This is a genomic window from Paraburkholderia flava (assembly GCF_004359985.1).
Taxonomy (GTDB): Bacteria; Pseudomonadota; Gammaproteobacteria; order Burkholderiales; family Burkholderiaceae; genus Paraburkholderia; species Paraburkholderia flava.
In genome coordinates this window covers 2,471,018-2,490,368 of record NZ_SMRO01000001.1, presented here as the reverse complement: position 1 = coordinate 2,490,368, position 19,351 = coordinate 2,471,018, and the positions used below count along the sequence as shown (strand labels likewise).

The following is a 19,351-nucleotide window of genomic DNA, read 5'->3' as shown; positions in this document are numbered from 1 at the left end:
CTACGCCGATTCGCGCGACACGATGCTGAATCCGACGTCGACGATCTTCTCGTCTTCCGCGCCGCTCAACCGGTCGAGCAGAAAGCGCGCGGCATTCGTGCCGATACGCGTGCCGTCCACCCGCACAGTGGTCAGTGGAGGCACCGTTTCGGTTGCGAATTCGAGGTCGCCGAATCCGCACACCGACAATTGATCGGGCACCTGCACACCCATCTGCCGCGCAGCACCGAGCGCGCCGATCGCGAGCAGGTCCGAGCCGCAGAACAGCGCATCGATACGCGGCGCGCGTTCGATCAACTCCGGCAACGCCGCCTTGCCGAGCGCCACGGAACTCGGCGGCGCGACCAGCGTTTCGGCGACATCAACGATGCCTTCTTTCGCGAACCGGTCGCGAAACCCCGCGCGTCGCGCGAGCGCGCGTGCATCGTTCGCCGAAATCAACGCGGGACGCCGCGCACCACGCGCGATGAAATGCTCCGCGACCGCCGCGCCGATCCGGTAATGCGAGAAGCCGACCAGCATGTCGATCGGCGTATCGGTCATGTCCCATGTTTCGACGACCGGAATGCCGACGTTCTTCAAGCGCTCGCGCAGCGAATCGGTGTGCGCGACGCCGGTCAGCAGCACACCTTCGGGCCGACGGCTCAACACGGTGTCGAGCAGATGTTCCTCGTTCGTATCGCTATAGCCGCTCAACGCGAGCAGCACCTCGTAGCCCGCGCGCGACATCGTTTCGCTGAACACCTGGATCGTCTCCGCGAACAGCGAATGCGCGACCGTCGGCACGATCGCCGCGATCAACCGCGAACGCGCCGACGACAGTCCGCCCGCAAGCCGGTTCGGTACGTAGCCGAGTTTCTGCACGACCTGACGCACACGTTCGAGCGTTTCGGGCGCGACCGATTCGGGGTTGTTGAACACGCGCGACACCGTGATCGGCGACACGCCCGCCTGCTGCGCGACGTCGGTGATGCGCAGCCCCTTTGGACCGCCGCGCGTGCGCCGGGCCGGTGCGACGGCATCGGTGGGATCGACGGGGGCAGTGACGGGTTTAGCGATCGGCATAAGAGCGAATAAAAAGCGAATGGAGGTTTACTCGGCGACCGGCTTACCCGGCGACTCGCTACGCGTCCGCGACAAACGCGCACCACGCCGCAGATTCAGCGCGGTGATCACCGCAAAAATCAGCATGCATGTCGCCGGAATCAGCATCGGCGCGCGCGTGCTGCCGCTCACCTGCCTGACGAACGGCACCAGCGTCTGCGCGATAAACCCGCCGATATTGCCAAGCGAATTGATCGCCGCAATCCCCGCCGCCGCACGCGCGCCGACGAGGAATTTCGGCGGCAGTGTCCAGAAACACGGGATCAGCAGATACATGCACGGCGCTCCGAAACACAGCGCCGCGAAACGCAACGTATTGGTCGGCAGAAACACCGACGACAGAAAGAACACCATCCCGAGCAGCGCCGACGCAAGCATCGCGATCATCGCGCGATTGCCGGCACGCAGCTTCGACGGCAGCCACGCGAGCACAAGTGTCGCGAGCAGCCACGGAATCACGTTGAGAAAACCGTTCGTCGTGTTGCTGACGCCGAAGCCCTTCACCAGCGTCGGCAGCCAGTAGCTGACGCCGTACACGGAGATCGACAGCATCATGTAGTACAGCGCCATGCCGATCACGCGCGGCTCCGTCAGCACGCTCCAAAGCGACGCATGCGCGGGCGCATTGCGGCGGGTTTGCGCGCTCTCGGCATCGAGCGTTTGAACGAGCCATTGCCGTTCGTGCGCATCGAGAAATCGTGCGTGAAACGGCGACGCCGGCAGCAGATAAAGCACGACGACCGTCAGCAACACCGACGGAATGCCCGTCGTGATGAACACCAGTTGCCAGCCGTGCAGACCGAACAGTCCGCCCTTGTCGAGCAGCCAGCCGCAGATCGGTGCGCCGACCATGTTGCCGAGACTGCTGCCCACGGTGAAGTAGCCGAGCATCCGCACGCGATGACGCTGCGGAAACCACAGCGTCAGGTAATAGATCACGCCGGGGTACAGCCCCGCTTCCGATGCGCCGAGCAGAAAGCGCAGCGCGTAGAACATCGTCGCGTTCTTCGTGAACGCGAGCAGGATCGTCACGACGCCCCACGTGAACATGATCCGCGCGATCCAGCGCGGCGCGCCGTAGCGATGCAGCATCACGTTGCTCGGCACCTCGAAAATCAGGTAGCCGATGAAGAACAGCGATGCGCCGAAACCGTACGCGACCTCGGAAAGCCCGAGACTTTCGAGCATCTGCAGCTTCGCGAAGCCGATGTTCGACCGATCGATATACGCGACCAGGTACAGCACGCCCACGAGGGGCATCAACCGCCAGGCGAGCCGGTTGATGAGACGCGCTTCGTCGATGGCCGGAGGGGCGGCGTTCATGGTGTCTCCTGCGCCCGCTTTTTTGGTGCGGGCGTCGCTATGTCGATGGATACGGCGATGAGCGGCGTTACGTTATGACTGTGCCGCCCGCCACTCGCGGTACGCGGCGAGCGTTGCTTCATCCGGCGGATAGGTCCCGCGCAACGGCCGGCCTTCGGCGATGCGCTGCGTGACGAATGCTTCGAGCTGTTCCTGTTCGGTTGCATCGCGTGCGACTTCTTCGGCCATTTCCTTCGGCACGATCACGACGCCGTCGACATCCGCGACGACGATATCGCCCGGGTACACCGCCACGCCGCCGCATGCGATCGGCACGTTCATATCGACTGCGTGATGCTTCGCGAGATTCAGCGGCGCGCTCGCGCCCGCACACCACAGCGGCAACCCGAGGTCCGAGATCGTGCCGCTGTCGCGCACCGCGCCGTCGGACACCATCCCCGCGACGCCGCGCTTCGCGAGCCGCAGCGCGAGGATCGAACCGACCGACGCGACGCTACGATCGCCACGGCAATCCTGCACGAGCACGCTGCCCGGCGGCGCCGACTCGACCGCCTTGCGCTGCGGATGATCCGGGTTCTGAAACACGCCGAGATGATCGAGGTCTTCGCGCGCCGGGATATTGCGCAGCGTGAACGCGGGACCGACGAGATTCGGCGTGCCGGGCGCCGGCTTCACGAGCGGCACGACGCCTTGCAGGAACACGTTACGCAGGCCGCGCTTGAAAAGCTGGGTGGTAAGCGTTGCCGTGCTGACATGGCGAAGCTGTTCGAGCGCTGCGGCGCTCACGGGTTGATCCGGGGTAGTCATGTCGTCGCTTCCGAAACAGATGAGTTGAGTTAGTGGATTTCCGGCTCGCCAGAAGAGGCGTCGGGAGTAGTCGTTGTGGTCAAGGGCTCTTCGAGAAAATCGAAATCGCAGCCCTTGTTAGCCTGCATCACGTGCAGTTGATGCATCACGCCGAAGCCGCGTTCGAAGTGACGTTTGGGCGGCTGCCATGCGGCCTTGCGCGCCGCGAGTTCGGTGTCATCGACATGCAGATGCAGCCGCCGCCCAGGCACGTCGAGCTCGACGATGTCGCCGTCCTTCACCAGCGCAAGCGGCCCGCCGACAAACGATTCCGGCGCGACGTGCAGCACGCACGCGCCATAGCTCGTGCCGCTCATCCGCGCATCGGAGATCCGCACCATGTCGCGCACGCCCTGCTTCAACAGCTTCTGCGGAATCGGCAGCTGGCCCCACTCGGGCATCCCCGGCGCACCGACCGGGCCTGCGTGTTGCAACACGATCACCGAATCGGCGGTCACGGCGAGGTCTTCGCTGTCGATGCGTGCGGCCATGTCGCCGTAGTCGCGAAACACGACCGCTGGCCCGCGATGCGTGAGTAGATGCGACTCCATCGCGGCGGGTTTGATCACTGCGCCGTCGGGTGCGAGATTGCCGGTCAGTACCGCGAGCCCGTCGCGTTCGACGAGCGGATTCGCGCGTCGACGGATCACGTCGTCGTTGAACACTTCCGCGCCCGTGATGTTTTCCGCGAGCGTGCTGCCGTTCACCGTCTGCTGCGTGCCGTCGATCAGATCGCCCAGTTCGACGAGCAGCGCGCGCAGGCCGCCCGCGTAAAAGAAATCTTCCATCAGGTACTGGCCCGCGGGACGCAGGTTCGCGAGTACCGGCGTAATGCGCGCGAGTTCGTCGAAGCGCGCGGTGGTCAGATCGATGCCCGCGCGCCGCGCGACCGCGACCAGATGCACGATCGCGTTGGTCGAGCCGGACATCGCGAGTACGGTCGTCACCGCGTTATCGAAAGATTTTGCGGTGAGGATGTCCTTCGGTTTCAGATCGGTCCACACCATCTCGACGATCCGCTGCCCCGTCAGCGACGCGAACTGCGCGTGCCGCGAATCGACCGCAGGAATCGACGAAAAGCCCGGCAACGTCAGGCCGAGCGATTCGGCCGCGCTCGTCATCGTCGATGCGGTGCCCATCGTCATGCAGTGTCCCGGCGAGCGCGCGATGCCGCTCTCGATGCCCTTCCACTCCGCTTCGCTGATCTTGCCTGCGCGCAGTTCCGCCCAGTACTTCCATGTATCGGAACCGCTGCCGAGCGTGCGGCCGTTCCAGTCGCCGCGCAGCATCGGGCCAGCCGGCAGATAGATTGCGGGCAGGTTCATGCTGATCGCGCCCATCAGCAGACCGGGCGTGGTCTTGTCGCAGCCGCCCATCAGCACGCAGCCGTCGAACGGATAGGACTTCAGCAGCTCCTCGGTTTCCATCGCGAGGAAGTTGCGGTAGAGCATCGTGGTCGGCTTCTGGAACGGCTCGGCGAGTGTCATCACCGGCATCTCGACCGGGAAGCCGCCCGCCTGCCACACGCCACGCTTGACCTCTTCGACGCGCTGCTTGAAGTGCGTGTGGCACGAGTTGATCTCGCTCCACGTATTGACGATCGCGACGACCGGCTTGCCCATGTAGTCGGACGGGTGATAGCCCATCTGCGCGGTACGCGAGCGATGACCGAACGAGCGCAGGTCGTTCACGCCGTACCAGCGGTAGCTGCGTAGCTGCTCGGGCGTTTTGCGGGTTGAAGACAAGGGGATCCTCCGGGGACGGCTTCGGGCGTGGCTTTAAGCGTGGCGCAATGGTAGCGCTATCATTTGCCATGATGGTAGCGCTATCATCGGGATGCGTCGCCTGGGGATATCACCGAGCCACTGCCAATAAACCTGTCGGGCGACGTCGCGCATCTGACGATCGGCGATGCGATGCAGTCGAACGGCGTGATGCATGTCATCGATACGCCTGAGCGAAAAACGTTGCACGCAAAAAAAACGCCACGGATTGCTCCGTGGCGTAAAAAGAATTCCTGCCTGTGCCGGGGGACACAGGCAGGAACCCCGAGAGATCGTCCGATGAACAACGCGTCGTCTACGTCGTTATGCCGCGCGTGAACGTTCGGGGGCACGTCGCATCGTGGCTTTAACATCGTGAGCGGCAACCGGAAGTTGCCCCTGGTACGGATACATTGCCGCTCTTCGCGAACGACCTCCCACCGTTAAAGAACGGCAGTCGCCGCCAGGCATTACCAGCGATAGCCGACCTGAGCCTTGAACGCCACGGAGCCGCCCTGACTCGACGTTGCCAATGCCGTCGCGACGTTCAGATGTGTGGTGGCCTGATACGCAGCGCCAACACCCATCGCACTTGCCGAGCCGTACGTGCCGAAGCCTGCACCGACCCATTTTTCGCCCGTAGCGAGTACTGGAATGCTGGGCATCGCCAGCGCCGAAGCGATCCCGCGATCGGCGTAGGTGCGTGCCTGAGCAAGACCGCGATCGAGCTGACCGACGTTCACCGCATCGTTCGGGCGAATGCCGTTCGCAACGTTCGTGATCCGGCGCCCCTGTCCCGGTTGACCGACCGACACCGTGTTGGGCTCGCTCGCAATCGATCCCGCACCGAGCGCCACCGACGAGCCCGTGGCCACCGCACCCGTCCCGATAGCGGTTGCGTTCGGACCGTTCGCGATAGCGCCGGCACCGAAGGCCGCGGCACGTGCACCATTCGCGCTGGCGCGCGCGCCGTACACCGTGGTCGAATCGCCGGTCCCTTGCGCATACGCGCCATGCACGGTCGATTCGTTGCCCTTCGCCGATGCGCCGACACCTAGCGCGATCGAATTCGTGCCAGCGGCGATCGCGTTATTGCCGATGACTGTGGCGTTCGTGCCGGTGGCCGTCGAATTGTGGCCGAAGAAGACAAAGGCGTTCGTGCCGGTGGCCGTCGAATTGCTGCCGATGACTGTGGCGTTCGTGCCGGTGGCCGTCGAATTGCTGCCGATGACTTCGGCGTTCGCGCCGGTGGCCGTCGAATTGCTGCCGATGACTTTGGCGTTCGCGCCGGTGGCCGTCGAATTGTTACCTATGGCCCACGAGTCCTGCACATTCGCCGTTGCATTCTGGCCCGAAGCAGGCGCGTCGTTGCCAGTAGGCGTCGGAGACGCCGGCACGACTGATGCCGTCACATCGAGCGGCGTTGCGGGTACGGCGGTGCTTGCAGGTGCTGCCGGCGTCGCAGAATCCACAGGTGCTACAGGTGCTGCCGGTGTCGCAGAATCTGCAGGTGCCACAGGTGCTGCCGGCGTCGCAGAATCTGCAGGTGCCACAGGTGCTGCCGGCGTCGAAAAATCTGCAGGTGCCACAGGTGCTGCCGGCGTCGCAGAATCTGCCGGTGCTACAGGTGCTGCMGGCGTCGCAGAATCTGCCGGTGCCACTGGTGCTGCCGGCGTCGCAGAATCCACAGGTGCTACAGGTGTCGCCGGTGTCGCAGAAGCGGCAGGTGCTACAGGTGCCGTCGGCGGTTGTTGAGTCGAGCTATTCGGTACTTGTACCTGTGCCTTTTGCGGCGGCGTAAACGTCCGTGCCCCTGCATCCCGTGCAGCCTGCGCCTGTCGATCCCGCTCTTTTGCCTCTGCCTGTTGTACAGCCGTTGGCTGTGCCAAAACTGTAGCGGTAGTCATTGCCAATGCTGCTGCCGCTGCCATGTGATGCAACTTCATTTTCTGTTTCCCCTATTTCAATAATGATTGCCGCGGTCTGTCTGACGCGAATATCCCGTGAGTCTGAAAATTCACACGCTGTGTCAACGTAGAGTTGCCGCGGCAAGCGCGTCCCCGCATGGCTTGCGCCAGTTGTATGAGGGGAACGCAGGTGGAAACCCTTTGGATAAGCCATTCGATTCGTCGAACCAAGCCGCGCCTGTCGCGCAATTTGTCAATCGATCTTCATCAGGCCTGTTAAGGATTTTCTCAATATGAGACAGGGACCGAAATTGGATAGCTCCTAGTCTCTTGTAGGAATAATCTTATTTATTGGCGAATGATCGATGGGTACAACGGATAGCGATGGGCATGTGTTAATTTATTCAGCAGCGCTTAACCATTTTCCAAACAATTCAATAGAGATTTAAATTGCAGCACAGCGAAGCACTCTCGGCGCGGGAGACTCCGACGGAAAACTTCCCTCCTCACCCATCGAGATTCACCTATGGCAACAGTCACGATAGCGATGACGCCGACGTTGTGCGTCGGATTCGTCGCGGCATAATCGATCGCGAATTCACGGTGGCTTTTCAGCCCATCGTTCATGCAGGTAGCCGCAAACTAAGCGCGGTCGAATGTCTGATTCGATGGCAGCATCCCGAATGCGGTCTATTGCTTCCCGGCTGCTTCGCTCAAGCCCTGGAAAATGTCGATATCGCACAGCGAATTTTTTATTTCGTCGTCGAGGAAGCGTTCCGGCAACTGGCCGCGTTGCCCCGCAAAACGGATATCCCGCGCGTTGCCGTGAATCTCCAGCCGTTTCAGTTGCTCGACGAGCAATTGCCGAAACGCCTCGATGAAATTGCGCGGCGACACGACATCGATCTGTCGGTGCTCGAACTGGAAGTTGTTGAAACCAGCGATGCGTCGCAGATACTCAGCCTGCCATCCGTGACGGAACCGCTTCGACAACGTGGCATGCATCTCGCCATCGACGATTTCGGCTCGGGGTATTCGTCGCTGCTAACACTCGTCTCCGCGCAGGTCGAGACGATCAAGCTGTCAGGCGAGTTGATGCGCGTATTTCCGGAGTCCGGGCGGGCGTGCACGATTCTGGAAGCGATGCTCGCACTGCTAGGGAAACTGCAGACCCGAATCGTCGTGGAAGGCGTTGAGACCGAAGAGCAGTTCGGGCTCGTTTCGAAACATCCGCACGTTCACGTGCAGGGATATTTTTTGAGCCGCCCGAGACAGACGCTGGCGGAAATTCTTGACGACAGGTGATGGCTGTTCCGACCGCGTTACTTCAAACGGCAGCTCAGCCGGTTACGCATGCGTCCGTGCCATCCCCAGGTCGTACTTCTATCTTCGCGGGTCATCGCGTCGATCCATGTTGTCGACACGCATGACGTAACCGCGAAGCGACGAACCATCGCTTCCGCGCATTCATCGACGTCAACGAAAAAGAGCGCTGGGGCATGCAATCGTTCACATGCCCCAGCGCTCCAATGCCGCCATCTCGATGGTTACCTGGTACGGGTGATTTTGCGGATTTCGTTATTCAACGCATCTGCCACATACACGTTGCCCTTCGCGTCCACTGCCAGACCAGTTGGGCCTTTGAACGACGCATGTGTTCCGACGCCATCGGCATTCGGCGCTGTCGCACCACCGCCCGCAAGGGTGGACACCACGCCTGAGGACGTAATCTTCCGGACGACGTTCCTGTACATCAACCCGCCATCTGCCACATAGACGTTCCCGGCAGCGTCGATGGCAAGACCCAGCGGAAAGGGAAACGAAGCCGCACCTGTGCCGGCACCCGACCCGGTCGTCCCACTGCCCGTGAAGGTGGAAACCACGCCAGCGGGGGTGATCTTACGAATCCGGTGGTTCTTGTTATCCCCCACGTAAACGTTGCCGTCCATGTCCACGACGATACCAAGCGGACCATGAAACGGCGCAGCCTCGCCGATGCCGTCAGCTCTTCCAGCTGTCACGCCAGTTGCGAAAGTCGATACCACACCAGCGGGCGAGAGCTTGCGAATCGCGTCGTTCGCGGTATCTGCCACATAGACATTCCCGCTTCTGTCCACGGCAAGCTTGAGCGGGGTATTGAACGACGCCTGTGCCCCCATACCGTCCGCATTTCCGGACGTCGCGCCGCCTGCCAGAGTGGACACCACGCCGCTAGAAGAGATCCGGCGAATCTTGTTGCCGTCCGTCACGTAGACGTTGCCGATAGCGTCCACGGCGACGCCGTTCAGAGCGTCGAAAGAAGCGGCCCCGCCGATACCGTCCGCGCTCCCTTTCGTCCCACTGCCCGCCAGGGTCGACACCACACCGGCAGGTGAAATCTTGCGAATCTGATAATTTCCTGAATCCGTCACGTACGCGTTGCCGCTCGCATCTACCGCTATGTCAAAGGGAAGGTTAAAAAGTGCGGTCGCCCCTGCACCATCGATATTTCCGGCCGTCGCGCTACCGGCCACCGTGATGACCATCGCATGAGCCGAATCCCAGTCTCCGCAATTAACCGCGACGGAAGTAATATCGACCGCCGCCACGCCGCTATGGCTGCTCACCGAACAGTACTGTCCGTACGGATGGTCACCGATGCTGACGTCGTACGACGAACCGGGGGCAAGCGGCATGGCGAAGATGAACTTCGTCGCATCCTTTGCGACGCGCAGCATGTCTGCGCCGTTGTCCAGCAGGACGAGCCCGGAAGCGCTCAACCCGTTAATGCTTCCGCCGATCGTATGCGCTTCTTTGAGCGACCTGTCGCCGCCTCCATGCCTGCTTGTGTTCGGTACAGAAGGCGATGCTCCGTCACCGCAAGCCACGAGCACGAGTAGCATCACTGCGGCAATTGCCGTCAGCGCAAATCGGGACCGGTTATCCCTGACTTCGACTGCTTGACGCGATCTCCAGATCCATTCCGTGCCGCTTTTCATGTGCATTCCTTAAATACGTTTCTCTAAAAACTCCAGCCAGTGTTTATTTTTTCCGCAGGCTGAAAACCATAGGCAATCAGGCAGCCAGTCATTCGTCGAGGCTCGCTGCACGCACTGGCTGGGCTGGACGTTCCCCGTCACCGCTCGGGCAAGATCCGGCACGAAAGCGAGCGCTCGCGTTTCGCCGTCCGTCACGGCAATCGCATCTGCTCCTGGAGGTCCCGCTGCTGGACAGGATTGCGTTGATCGGCCGACGGTTGCTCCGCACTGGAACGATCAAGCGGGTTCACCGAGGTCGCCAGCAGAAGATCGTCGGCGTTCTTGTCGGCGAGCCACTTCGGCGGCCGTCCTCGCCCAGACCAGGTTCGCCCTGTTTGCGGATCGATATACTTCGGCACGTATTTGCCCCGCGGTCCCGTCTTCATCTGCTTTGGAAGTGCTTTACGGATTTCGTCGATCGTGATGCCGTAGAGCGCCGCCGTCCGTGCGATCGCTGCGATCGCATGTCCGATTTCGCGCTTGCGCGCGGACAAAACCTTTTCTTCGAGTTCACGTTGCTGCCTCACAAGAATCTGATAGTTGTCCATCACCTTCCCCTTGCTTGCCCGCCGGCGTTGAGCCATGAACGGCTTCCTGCGGCGAGTCGCGTCGCAGCGGCGTCTTGCCGTTGCCCGGAGTCTGTCCGCACTGTCAGCCCACGTTAAAAGGACGTCGCAACCTCGCCTCCAGCCGGAAGCATCGCGACCCATATTGCTGCGTGATTTAATTCGAATCTCATTCGAGAGCCGCCTTTCGTCAGCGATATCGCTCATCAAATGTCAGGGATCTCATGCTCGGCGATATCGATGGTTTGTTAAATCAGCGGAGTCCGAAAAAGGAGTAGGAATAATCCTAAAAACGTAGCGTTTCCCGCTATCGGATCTGAGACAAACAGGGGGCGGGAGAACGATGCGGATCCGTTGGGATCGCTACAGGAACGGTGGACAGGCAGGCGGGCGAGCTTCATCACACCATCAAAAAATCTGCCCCACGGCGCAGATATCCGCGAGGAAAATGCGCATCTCTGACAGCTACGGCGTTTATAGGAATTTTCTCACCGCACCGTAGGTGCAATCCTATTCATGGCCTTTTACTTTTCGAAGAGAATCCGATACGTCGAAGCGTAAATTTACCTGCCGCATTTCGGGAAACGGGTCGTCGACATCCCGCGTTTAGCGGCACCGGCTAAACGTCGAAAAATCGATCGCTACGCGAACGGGCGTCCGCGGTCGGGCGCCCGCCGGCACGGACCTGCCTCGCAAGCCCTGCCCGGGCCTATAGTCGAATCGAAAGAATGCTCATGAAAAGTCAACTGGCATTTACGCGTTGCGCTGTGCGACTTTAGTCGTGATCAGGGAAAGAAAAGCGCAAAAGTAACGAGTAATATTCCGTACAAAATGGGAGGATTACCAGGCATGCCCTTTAAGTCTGACGAACCCTCATGCTGCAGTGCACGGAAACATGTGCAGCGGATGCGCCACCCACGCGATTTCCGGACGCGACAATCAGCGCAGAAATCCGCGTGGCGCGTCACGGCACGAATAACGACGAATGGATCGAGATGGACCGGATCATGTTAACGACGAAAAACAGCCCTCCGCAGACGATCGACGTCGTCATCGCAGACGACCATCCGGTCGTCGTGGCCGGCATCAGAAAGATGCTGGAGAACGTCGACGACATCAGCGTCGTGGCGACGGCGGGGGACGTCGAGTCGCTGATGCGTACGCTGGAAAAGCACCCATGCGACGTGCTCGTGTGCGACTTCACGTTCGACAGCGACGGCGCGCAGGACGGCATGCGCTTGATGGAGCGGCTGCTGAAGCACTTCCCGAAGCTACGCATCATCCTGCTCACCGTGCACGAGGATCTGCTGCTCGTCCAGCACGTGCTGTCGCTCGGGGTCGCCGGATTCATCGGCAAATCCAGCCGCACGCTGGAAACGCTGCCCGTCGCGGTGCGCACGGTCCACTCCGGCAGCGTGTACCTGGACCCGGAAATCTCCGGGACGCTCGTCAATCACCTGATCAGCCGGCCGCCGAACGGCACGGCCGCGTCGGGCACCGAAACGGCGATCAGTCAGGCGCTGACGAAGCGGGAGTTCGAGGTCGTGCGCCGTCTCGTCAAAGGGATGAGCGTGTCCGACATCGCGCGCGAAACGCATCGCAGCATCAAGACCGTCAGCACGCAGAAAATACGCGCGATGGAAAAACTGGGCGCGCGTAACGACATCGAACTCGGCACGCGTTTCCGCATGCTTGAGGGTGACGAACGCTGACTGCCGGCGCGACGCGATATCGAAGGAGGAGACGGCCGTGCGGATGCGGATGAAGCGATTCTTCTGGAGACCACTGGACGCTATCGTGTCGCGTCTACGCAGGCGCGATTCCGAGGGCTATGCGACGACGATCCTGTACGCCGGCGGCGCGTTGCTGACGGTCGCGATTCTCGGCACTGCATACACGATGGTCGTCATCGAAGTCGACGACTATGCGGCACGCCAGATCGTGGAATTCGATGCGCAGATCGACGCGGTCGACGCCGAATTGCTGCGGATCGGAAGCGGCATCTCGCGGGTCGCCGATCTCTACGGCGCACTCGAAGAACAGGACCAACGACACCGGCTCGACGCCCATGCCGGGGAGCCGATGCAGGCAGTCACGCCGGCCGATTGCTCGATGGACATCTACGTGTCGGCCCATGCAGGCGATCTCGCGAATCTGCCATGTGCGTCGGAAACGTCGCGCAGTGTCTGGAAGTGGATGTTGCACACGTGCGGGTTCTGCACGCCGATCCCCGTGTCGCTCGTCGATCCTGCCGGCCGATATCTGGCCGAATTGACAAACCAGCATCGGCCGACGGACTATCGTGCGGACGCGCGCATCGAGGATCGCACCGAACGCATCCGCCAGGCGCTTGTCGAGTGGCAGCGCAGCGGACGCAGCGTCGAACACGGTTTGTGGATCGAGCCACGTTTCGACCCGGCCATCCGCCAGTATCAACTGGACTATACGAGGCTGCTTCGCCTGCCTCACGAAGAAAAAGCCATCCTCGTTCGCTCGGTACCGCTGAACACGCTGCTTGCCGCAAAAGTTCCTGCGCAGACGCTGGGTACGCTTGCACTGGTGTATCCCAACGGGATCGTCGATTTCTCGGGGCATCTCGCGCGCGAGCCGGACCAGCACGCGACGCTGGAAGCCGTTGCGTCGCACGACCCTGCCCGGTTGCGCACAACCTGGATCGGAACGACGCTCTATCTGACGCGTGCTTTCCCCGGACAGCGCTGGACCTGGGTCTATCCGCTAAGCACGGCGAAGATCGCGGCTGGCATGTGGCGCGAAGGCCTGACCGAACTCCTGCCGTTAGCCGCGCTGCTCGTGTGCGTCTGGTCGATGATCGTGGTGTTCAACCGGCGCGTGCTGGCGCCGATCAAACGCCGCTCGAGAAGCGGCCGCGAAAGCGCAATATTCCAGCAGGCCATGGTGGAGTCGCTGCCGATCGGCTTCGCCGCGCTCAGGCGCGAGACCCGCGACTTCGTGCTGGTGAACGCCCAGTCCCGCGAGCTGCTCGCAACCGATCGCGACGCGATTCTCACGACGCTCTCCAACCGTCTCGACCGACACGATTTCGCCACGCACCCGGTACTGGTCGTCGAAATGGAAATTGTGCGCGCCGGCGAACCCCGGCATTACGAATTCGCGCTGCGTTCGACGCTCTACGCGGGCACCGAAATCCTGCTGCTGGCGATCTACGACATGACGGCACGCCGTCAGACCGAAGCGCTGCTGAACGAGGCAAAGACCACCGCCGAGGAAGCGAACCGCGCGAAGAGCGATTTTCTGGCGATCATGAGCCACGAGATCCGCACGCCGCTGCATGGCGCGCTGTCCAACCTCGAACTGCTCGCGCACGCGTCGGCGGATTTCCGGCAGCGCGAACGCGTGAGCGTCGTACGGCAATCGTTTGGTTCGCTGTTGACGCTGCTCGACAACGCGCTCGATTTCTCGAAGATCGACGCGCAACTGTTTCAACCTCGTTCGACACTCTTCAGTCTGCGCACGCTCGTCGAAGAAGTCGTGCTGTCGTCGCTGCCGCTGGCTACCGCGCAGGGCGTGCGCATCAACTATTCGGTAGCGGACGACGGCGCACGCGCATTCGGCGACGAACGCCTGATGCGGCAGGTCGTGCTGAACCTGCTGCACAACGCGCTCAAGTTCACGCCGCGAGGCCGGATCAGCGTGTCGTGCCGCCGCGCGCGCATGCCGGACAGCCGCGACTGCGTCGAGATCGACGTGTCGGATACGGGCCTGGGAATCGCGTCGCGCGACCTCGCGAGCATTTTCGACCCGTTCGTACAGAGCCCGTCGTCGTCGCGCACGGGCATGCTGCGCGGCACCGGACTCGGACTCGCGCTGTGCAAGCGAATCTGCGATCTGCTGGGCGGCGAGATCCACGTACGCAGCACACCCGGCGTGGGCAGCACCTTTTCGCTGCATATTCCGCTCGCGTGGAGCGGCACGCCCGACACACCGTACGACTGGCCCGCATCGCATGGCCGTCGAGCGGTCGTCGTGCTCGATCGCGCGGATTGTCCGAACGATCTCGTCGACGTGCTCGGCGCAGCCGGATGGCCGGTTCAGGTGATCCCCGCAGCCGATGCGCTCGCGGCAGCCGCAGAGACGCGCGGCGCACTGCGCGTGCTCGTCGCGAGCCATGTGCCGTCCGAGGCTGCGATGCCGGATGTCCATCTCGTCGTCGCCGACGATGGGCCGCTGCATCCGCAAATCGTCGCCAGCGGCGCGTACATCGTGTCCGCGTATGCGTTCGACGCGACGCGCGTCGCGTGGAACGCGATTGCCGGTGACGCAGACGACGCACTCGCGCACATCGAGACGCCGAGCCTCGCATCGGTACGCAACGATCTGCGCGCGATCCGCGTGCTGGTCGCCGATGACGATACCGTCTGCCGGCACGTGCTGGTCAGCCAGCTGGCGGCGCTCGGCATCGACCGCGTCGACGTGGCCGCCGACGGCGACGAAGGGATGAACCACGTGATGAACGAGGACTACGATCTGATCCTCACCGACCTCAGCATGCCGCAGGCGGACGAGCGCCTGTTCGCCGAAGCACTCGCGACTGTCGCGCTCGACACGCCGGTCATCCTGACCACGGCGGACATCGGCTGGGAAGAGTCGGTTCGCGGATACCGGCACCGCATTGCCGACGTACTGATCAAGCCATCGTCGATGGTAGCGTTGTGCGCAGCGATCAACCGCTGTTTTCCTGACGACCCGGCAAGCGCACGCACGCGTCACGCGCCTCCGCCAGATCAGGAGGTGGCCCGCCTGCTCGCCACCAGTCTGTCGACCGACTGGGCCGCCGTGCGTGCCGCGCACGCCGCAGCGGACACAACGAGACTCATGCGCGTCCTGCACAAGATGGCTGGGGCGCTGCTGATCGTCGGCGAAGAAGAGTTGGGCCGCACCCTGCGGGCCCTCGAACAGCGTTACGGTACCGCGAGCGCCGCCGAGCGCGACGATGCACTCTCGGCAACAGAAACGCTCGTCGAAGCAGCAATCGCCCGCTGTACCGCAGGAATCGAAAGCCGCTGACCGCGCATCGCGCGACAGTTGCGTTCAGTTTCGCGCGCTTGTCTGCGGCTCGAAATGCTCGACCAGAAAATCGATAAACGCACGCGTTCGCGCAGGCTGATTCTGCCGCGTCGGATAGTAGACGAACAGATCCGCATCGGGCAGCACGAAATCCGGCAGTACGACCTTCAACCGGCCGCTCTTCAGATACTTCACGAGATCCCACTCCGAGCGAATGAGAATGCCGTGCCCATCGAGCGCCCAGCCGAGCACGATGTCGCCGTCGTTGCTCGACAGATTGCCGTGCACTTTCACGGCCTCGCTGTGCTGGTCCCGCACGAAACGCCAGATGCCGTACGCGTCGTCGTTCTGTCGATGGACGATGCAGCGATGGCTCGCGAGATCGGCGGCATTCGACGGCGTGCCATGACGTTCGAGATACGCCGGCGACGCGCACAGAAAACGCCGGTTCGACATGATGCGGCGCGCGTTGAGCCGCTGGTCCGGTAATTCGCCGAAGCGGATCGCGACGTCGAAGCCGTGCTCGACCAGATCGATCGGCCGGTCCGTCACTTCGAACTGAACCTCCACATCCGGGAAACGCTTCGCGAACTTCGACACGAGCGGCGCGATCGTCGTGCGTCCGAAGCCGAGCGTCGCGTTCACGCGCAGCAGCCCGCGCGGCGACGCGCGACTGCTCGATACCGCGTCCTCCATCTCCCGCACCTGCGCGAGGATACGCGTCGCGTGCTCCAGGTAGGTCTCGCCTTCGGGCGTCAGGCTGACCGTGCGCGTCGTCCGGTTGACGAGCCGCACACCGAGCTTTTCTTCCATCTGCGCGAGCCGGCGCGTCGCGGCGGGCGGCGTCAGATCGAGCGCACGCGCAGCCGCCGACAGACTCTCGTAGCGAGCCAGCAGCACGAAAAAAGCGAAATCGGACGTGACGTCAGTTTTCACAAAAAATGAAATCTCTAGTGAATCCGGCTGAATTCTAACGCGTCCTTCACGACGTAATCTGGTGGCCTCTTATCGTTTTGATGCGCACCCGTCGCGCAGCCGTCCAGAGGAACAGAAATGAAGATTGTCGAAATCCGGGAAAAAACCGTACCGATCAGCTCGTCGATCCGCAACGCGTATATCGACTTCAGCAAGATGACGTTGAGTCTCGTCGCCGTGGTCACCGACGTGATCCGCGACGGCAAGCCGGTGATCGGCTACGGCTTCAACTCGAACGGCCGCTATGGTCAAGGCACGCTGATGCGCGAGCGTTTCATTCCGCGCGTGCTCGCCGCCGATCCCGCATCGCTCGTCGACGACAGCGGCGACAACCTCGATCCGCACAAGATCTGGGCGACGATGTTCAGCAACGAAAAGCCCGGCGGTCACGGCGAGCGTTCGGTCGCGATCGGCACGATCGACATGGCGATCTGGGACGCGGTCGCGAAGATCGCCGGCAAGCCGCTGTTCCAGCTGCTCGCGGATCGTTACGGCAACGGCGTGCCGGACCGCAAGGTGTTCGTCTACGCGGCGGGCGGCTACTACTACCCCGGTCAGGACATGGGCAAGCTGCAGGACGAAATGCGCAGCTATCTGGACCGCGGCTATACGGTCGTGAAGAAGAAGATCGGCGGCGCGTCGCTCGACGACGACCTGCGCCGCATCGACGCGATCATGGAAGTGCTGCAGGACGGCCAGAAACTCGCCGTCGATGCGAACGGCCGCTTCGATCTCGACACCGCGATCCAGTACGCGAAGGCGCTGTCGCAGTACGACCTGTTCTGGTACGAGGAACCGGGCGATCCGCTCGACTTCGAACTGCAGGCCGCGCTGCGCAACTACTACGACAAGCCGATGGCCACCGGCGAGGATCTGTTCTCGATGCAGGACGCGCGCAACCTGATCCGCTACGGCGGCATGCGCCCGGATCGCGACTGGCTGCAATTCGATTGCGCGCTCAGCTACGGGCTCGTCGAATACCTGCGCACGCTCGACATGCTGCATCAGCACGGCTGGTCGCGCACGCGCTGCATTCCGCACGGCGGGCATCAGATGTCGCTGAATATCGCGGCGGGTTTGGGGCTCGGCGGTAATGAGTCGTACCCGGATCTGTTCCAGCCGTTTGGTGGGTTCCCCGATGGCGTCAAGGTCGAGAACGGGACCATCACGATGCCGGATTTGCCGGGTATCGGGTTTGAGGGGAAGAGCGATCTGTATGCGGAGATGCGGAAGATTGCGGAGTGAGAGGTTGATGTAGCGAATGCGCACGCAGGGAGGCTGGGGCCCGGGTAAGAGCTAAAGCGCCGACTGGGGCCGACTGCCGGAGTACGGCGCTGAAGCGCCAACTCCGGCATGGGATCGGAGTAAGCGCTAAAGCGCTAACTCCGATCGACAGGAGACACTCGTATGCAACAGATCAAAAGAACCCTCTCGAAACTCTACGTCCAGGTGCTAATCGGCATCGTCATAGGCGTAATCGTAGGCCACGTAAGCCCGGAATTCGGCGCGCAGATGAAGCCGCTCGGCGACATCTTCATCAAGCTGATCCGGATGCTGCTCGCGCCGATCATCTTCGCGTCGGTGGTGGTCGGCATCGCGCGAATGAACGACATTCACGAGGCCGGCCGCGTCGGCATCAAGGCGCTCTTCTACTTCGAAGTCGTGTCGACGTTCGCGCTCGTGATCGGGCTCCTCGTCGTCAATCTGCTGAAGCCCGGCGCCGGGATGAACATCGATCCCGCGCACATCGACGGCTCCGCGATCGCGAGCTACACGCACATTGCGAAAGAGCACGGGATGCTCGATTTCTTCATGAACATCGTGCCGTCGACGGTGGTCGGCGCGTTCGCGAACGGCAACATGCTCGCGGTGATTTTCTTCTCGGTGCTGTTCGCGATCGCGCTCGCGCAGCTCGGCAAACGCACTGCCCCGCTCGTCGACATGCTCGACATGTTCCTGCAGGGGATGTTCGGTGTCGTGCGGATCGTGATGCACGTCGCGCCGATCGGCGCATTCGGCGGCATTGCGTTCACCGTGGGACGCTACGGCATCGGCACGCTGAAATCGTTCGGCGAATTGATGTTCTGCGTGTACCTGACGTCGATCGTATTCATCGTGATCGTGCTCGGCGCGATCATGAAACTCTGCGGGCTGTCGCTCTGGAAGTTCCTGCGCTACATCAAGGATGAAATCCTGATCACGTTCGGCACCGCGTCGACCGAAGCGGTGTTGCCGCAGATGCTCGTGAAGCTCGAACAGCTCGGCTGCCGGCGCTCGGTCGTCGGCATGGTGCTGCCCACGGGCTACACGTTCAACGCGGACGGCACGTCGATCTACCTGACGATGGCCGCCATCTTCGTCGCGCAGGCGATGAACATTCCGCTGACCATCTGGGACCAGCTGCTCGTGCTCGGTGTGTTGCTGCTGACGTCGAAGGGATCGGCCGGCGTCGCGGGCGCGGGGTTCGTCGCACTGGCCGCGACGCTCGCATCGATGCACCGGATTCCGGTGTCCGGACTCGTGCTGCTGCTCGGCGTCGACCGCTTTCTGAACGAGGCGCGCGCCGTCACCAACCTGATCGGCAACGGCGTCGCGACGCTCGCGGTGGCCCGCTGGGAAGGCGCACTAGACCGCACAACAGCGAAAGCCATCCTGGACGGCACGCTGCAACCGGCGGCGCTCGAACAGGCGAATGTGGGCCACGGCGCACTCGATACCGCACAGGCACATCCGCACTGACGCGGGCGCGTCGGCACACGGAATTTCTTCGTCGAAACACTCAAGTCGGGCAGCTGAAATGCCGT

The 19,351-nt window shown here is 62.3% G+C and carries 14 protein-coding genes; 6 read left to right on the top strand and 8 right to left on the bottom strand.

Annotation, left to right across the window (positions count from 1 at the left end; all coding sequences use genetic code 11):
* From E1748_RS11080 to E1748_RS11060, 5 genes are all read right to left on the bottom strand, one after another.
* Positions 1-1,065: a LacI family DNA-binding transcriptional regulator gene (locus tag E1748_RS11080; protein ID WP_133647124.1), complete on the bottom strand. Its 1,065-nt coding sequence runs from the start codon at positions 1,063-1,065 to the stop codon at positions 1-3.
* 27 nt (positions 1,066-1,092) lie between these two features.
* On the bottom strand, positions 1,093-2,427 hold the full coding sequence (locus E1748_RS11075) for an MFS transporter (protein WP_133647123.1): 1,335 nt from the start codon (positions 2,425-2,427) through the stop codon (positions 1,093-1,095).
* A 72-nt stretch (positions 2,428-2,499) separates the two neighbouring features.
* On the bottom strand, positions 2,500-3,234 hold the full coding sequence (locus E1748_RS11070) for a ribonuclease activity regulator RraA (protein ID WP_133647122.1): 735 nt from the start codon (positions 3,232-3,234) through the stop codon (positions 2,500-2,502).
* A 29-nt stretch (positions 3,235-3,263) separates the two neighbouring features.
* Entirely contained in the window at positions 3,264-5,018 is a 1,755-nt protein-coding gene (gene araD, locus E1748_RS11065) for an L-arabinonate dehydratase (protein WP_133647121.1), read from the bottom strand.
* Between the two features lie 488 nt (positions 5,019-5,506).
* Entirely contained in the window at positions 5,507-6,433 is a 927-nt protein-coding gene (locus E1748_RS11060; RefSeq protein ID WP_166653545.1) for a YadA family autotransporter adhesin, read from the bottom strand.
* A 5-nt stretch (positions 6,434-6,438) separates the two neighbouring features.
* Here E1748_RS11060 and E1748_RS11055 point away from each other — a divergent pair, with 5 nt between their 5' ends.
* Complete coding sequence (locus E1748_RS11055; protein WP_166653544.1) at positions 6,439-6,837, top strand: hypothetical protein; 399 nt, start codon at positions 6,439-6,441, stop codon at positions 6,835-6,837.
* A gap of 556 nt (positions 6,838-7,393) precedes the next feature.
* Positions 7,394-8,248 (top strand): EAL domain-containing protein, encoded by an 855-nt coding sequence (locus tag E1748_RS11050; protein ID WP_133647118.1) that lies wholly within the window; start codon positions 7,394-7,396, stop codon positions 8,246-8,248.
* A 242-nt stretch (positions 8,249-8,490) separates the two neighbouring features.
* Here the strand turns inward: E1748_RS11050 and E1748_RS11045 are convergent, their stop codons facing one another.
* Together E1748_RS11045 and E1748_RS11040 are read right to left on the bottom strand one after the other, a co-directional pair.
* Positions 8,491-9,921 (bottom strand): NHL repeat-containing protein, encoded by a 1,431-nt coding sequence (locus E1748_RS11045; protein ID WP_205965222.1) that lies wholly within the window; start codon positions 9,919-9,921, stop codon positions 8,491-8,493.
* A gap of 191 nt (positions 9,922-10,112) precedes the next feature.
* A complete protein-coding gene (locus tag E1748_RS11040; RefSeq protein ID WP_166653543.1) occupies positions 10,113-10,544 on the bottom strand; it encodes an H-NS histone family protein in 432 nt (143 codons plus the stop codon).
* 989 nt (positions 10,545-11,533) lie between these two features.
* Here E1748_RS11040 and E1748_RS11035 point away from each other — a divergent pair.
* On the top strand, positions 11,534-12,238 hold the full coding sequence (locus E1748_RS11035) for a response regulator (RefSeq protein WP_166653542.1): 705 nt from the start codon (positions 11,534-11,536) through the stop codon (positions 12,236-12,238).
* 85 nt (positions 12,239-12,323) lie between these two features.
* Positions 12,324-15,572 (top strand): ATP-binding protein, encoded by a 3,249-nt coding sequence (locus tag E1748_RS11030; RefSeq protein ID WP_166653541.1) that lies wholly within the window; start codon positions 12,324-12,326, stop codon positions 15,570-15,572.
* A gap of 24 nt (positions 15,573-15,596) precedes the next feature.
* Here E1748_RS11030 and E1748_RS11025 read toward each other — a convergent pair whose 3' ends face one another.
* Positions 15,597-16,508 carry a LysR family transcriptional regulator gene (locus E1748_RS11025; protein ID WP_133647114.1) on the bottom strand — a complete coding sequence of 304 codons (912 nt, stop codon included), beginning with the start codon at positions 16,506-16,508 and terminating at the stop codon, positions 15,597-15,599.
* Between the two features lie 117 nt (positions 16,509-16,625).
* On the opposite strand from E1748_RS11025, the gene E1748_RS11020 reads away from it, so the two are divergent.
* The gene (locus E1748_RS11020; RefSeq protein ID WP_133647113.1) at positions 16,626-17,792 is read left to right on the top strand and encodes a mandelate racemase/muconate lactonizing enzyme family protein; all 1,167 of its coding nucleotides are present in this window, start codon (positions 16,626-16,628) and stop codon (positions 17,790-17,792) included.
* Between the two features lie 162 nt (positions 17,793-17,954).
* Complete coding sequence (dctA, locus tag E1748_RS11015; RefSeq protein ID WP_133647112.1) at positions 17,955-19,286, top strand: C4-dicarboxylate transporter DctA; 1,332 nt, start codon at positions 17,955-17,957, stop codon at positions 19,284-19,286.
* Positions 19,287-19,351: the final 65 nt, after the last annotated feature.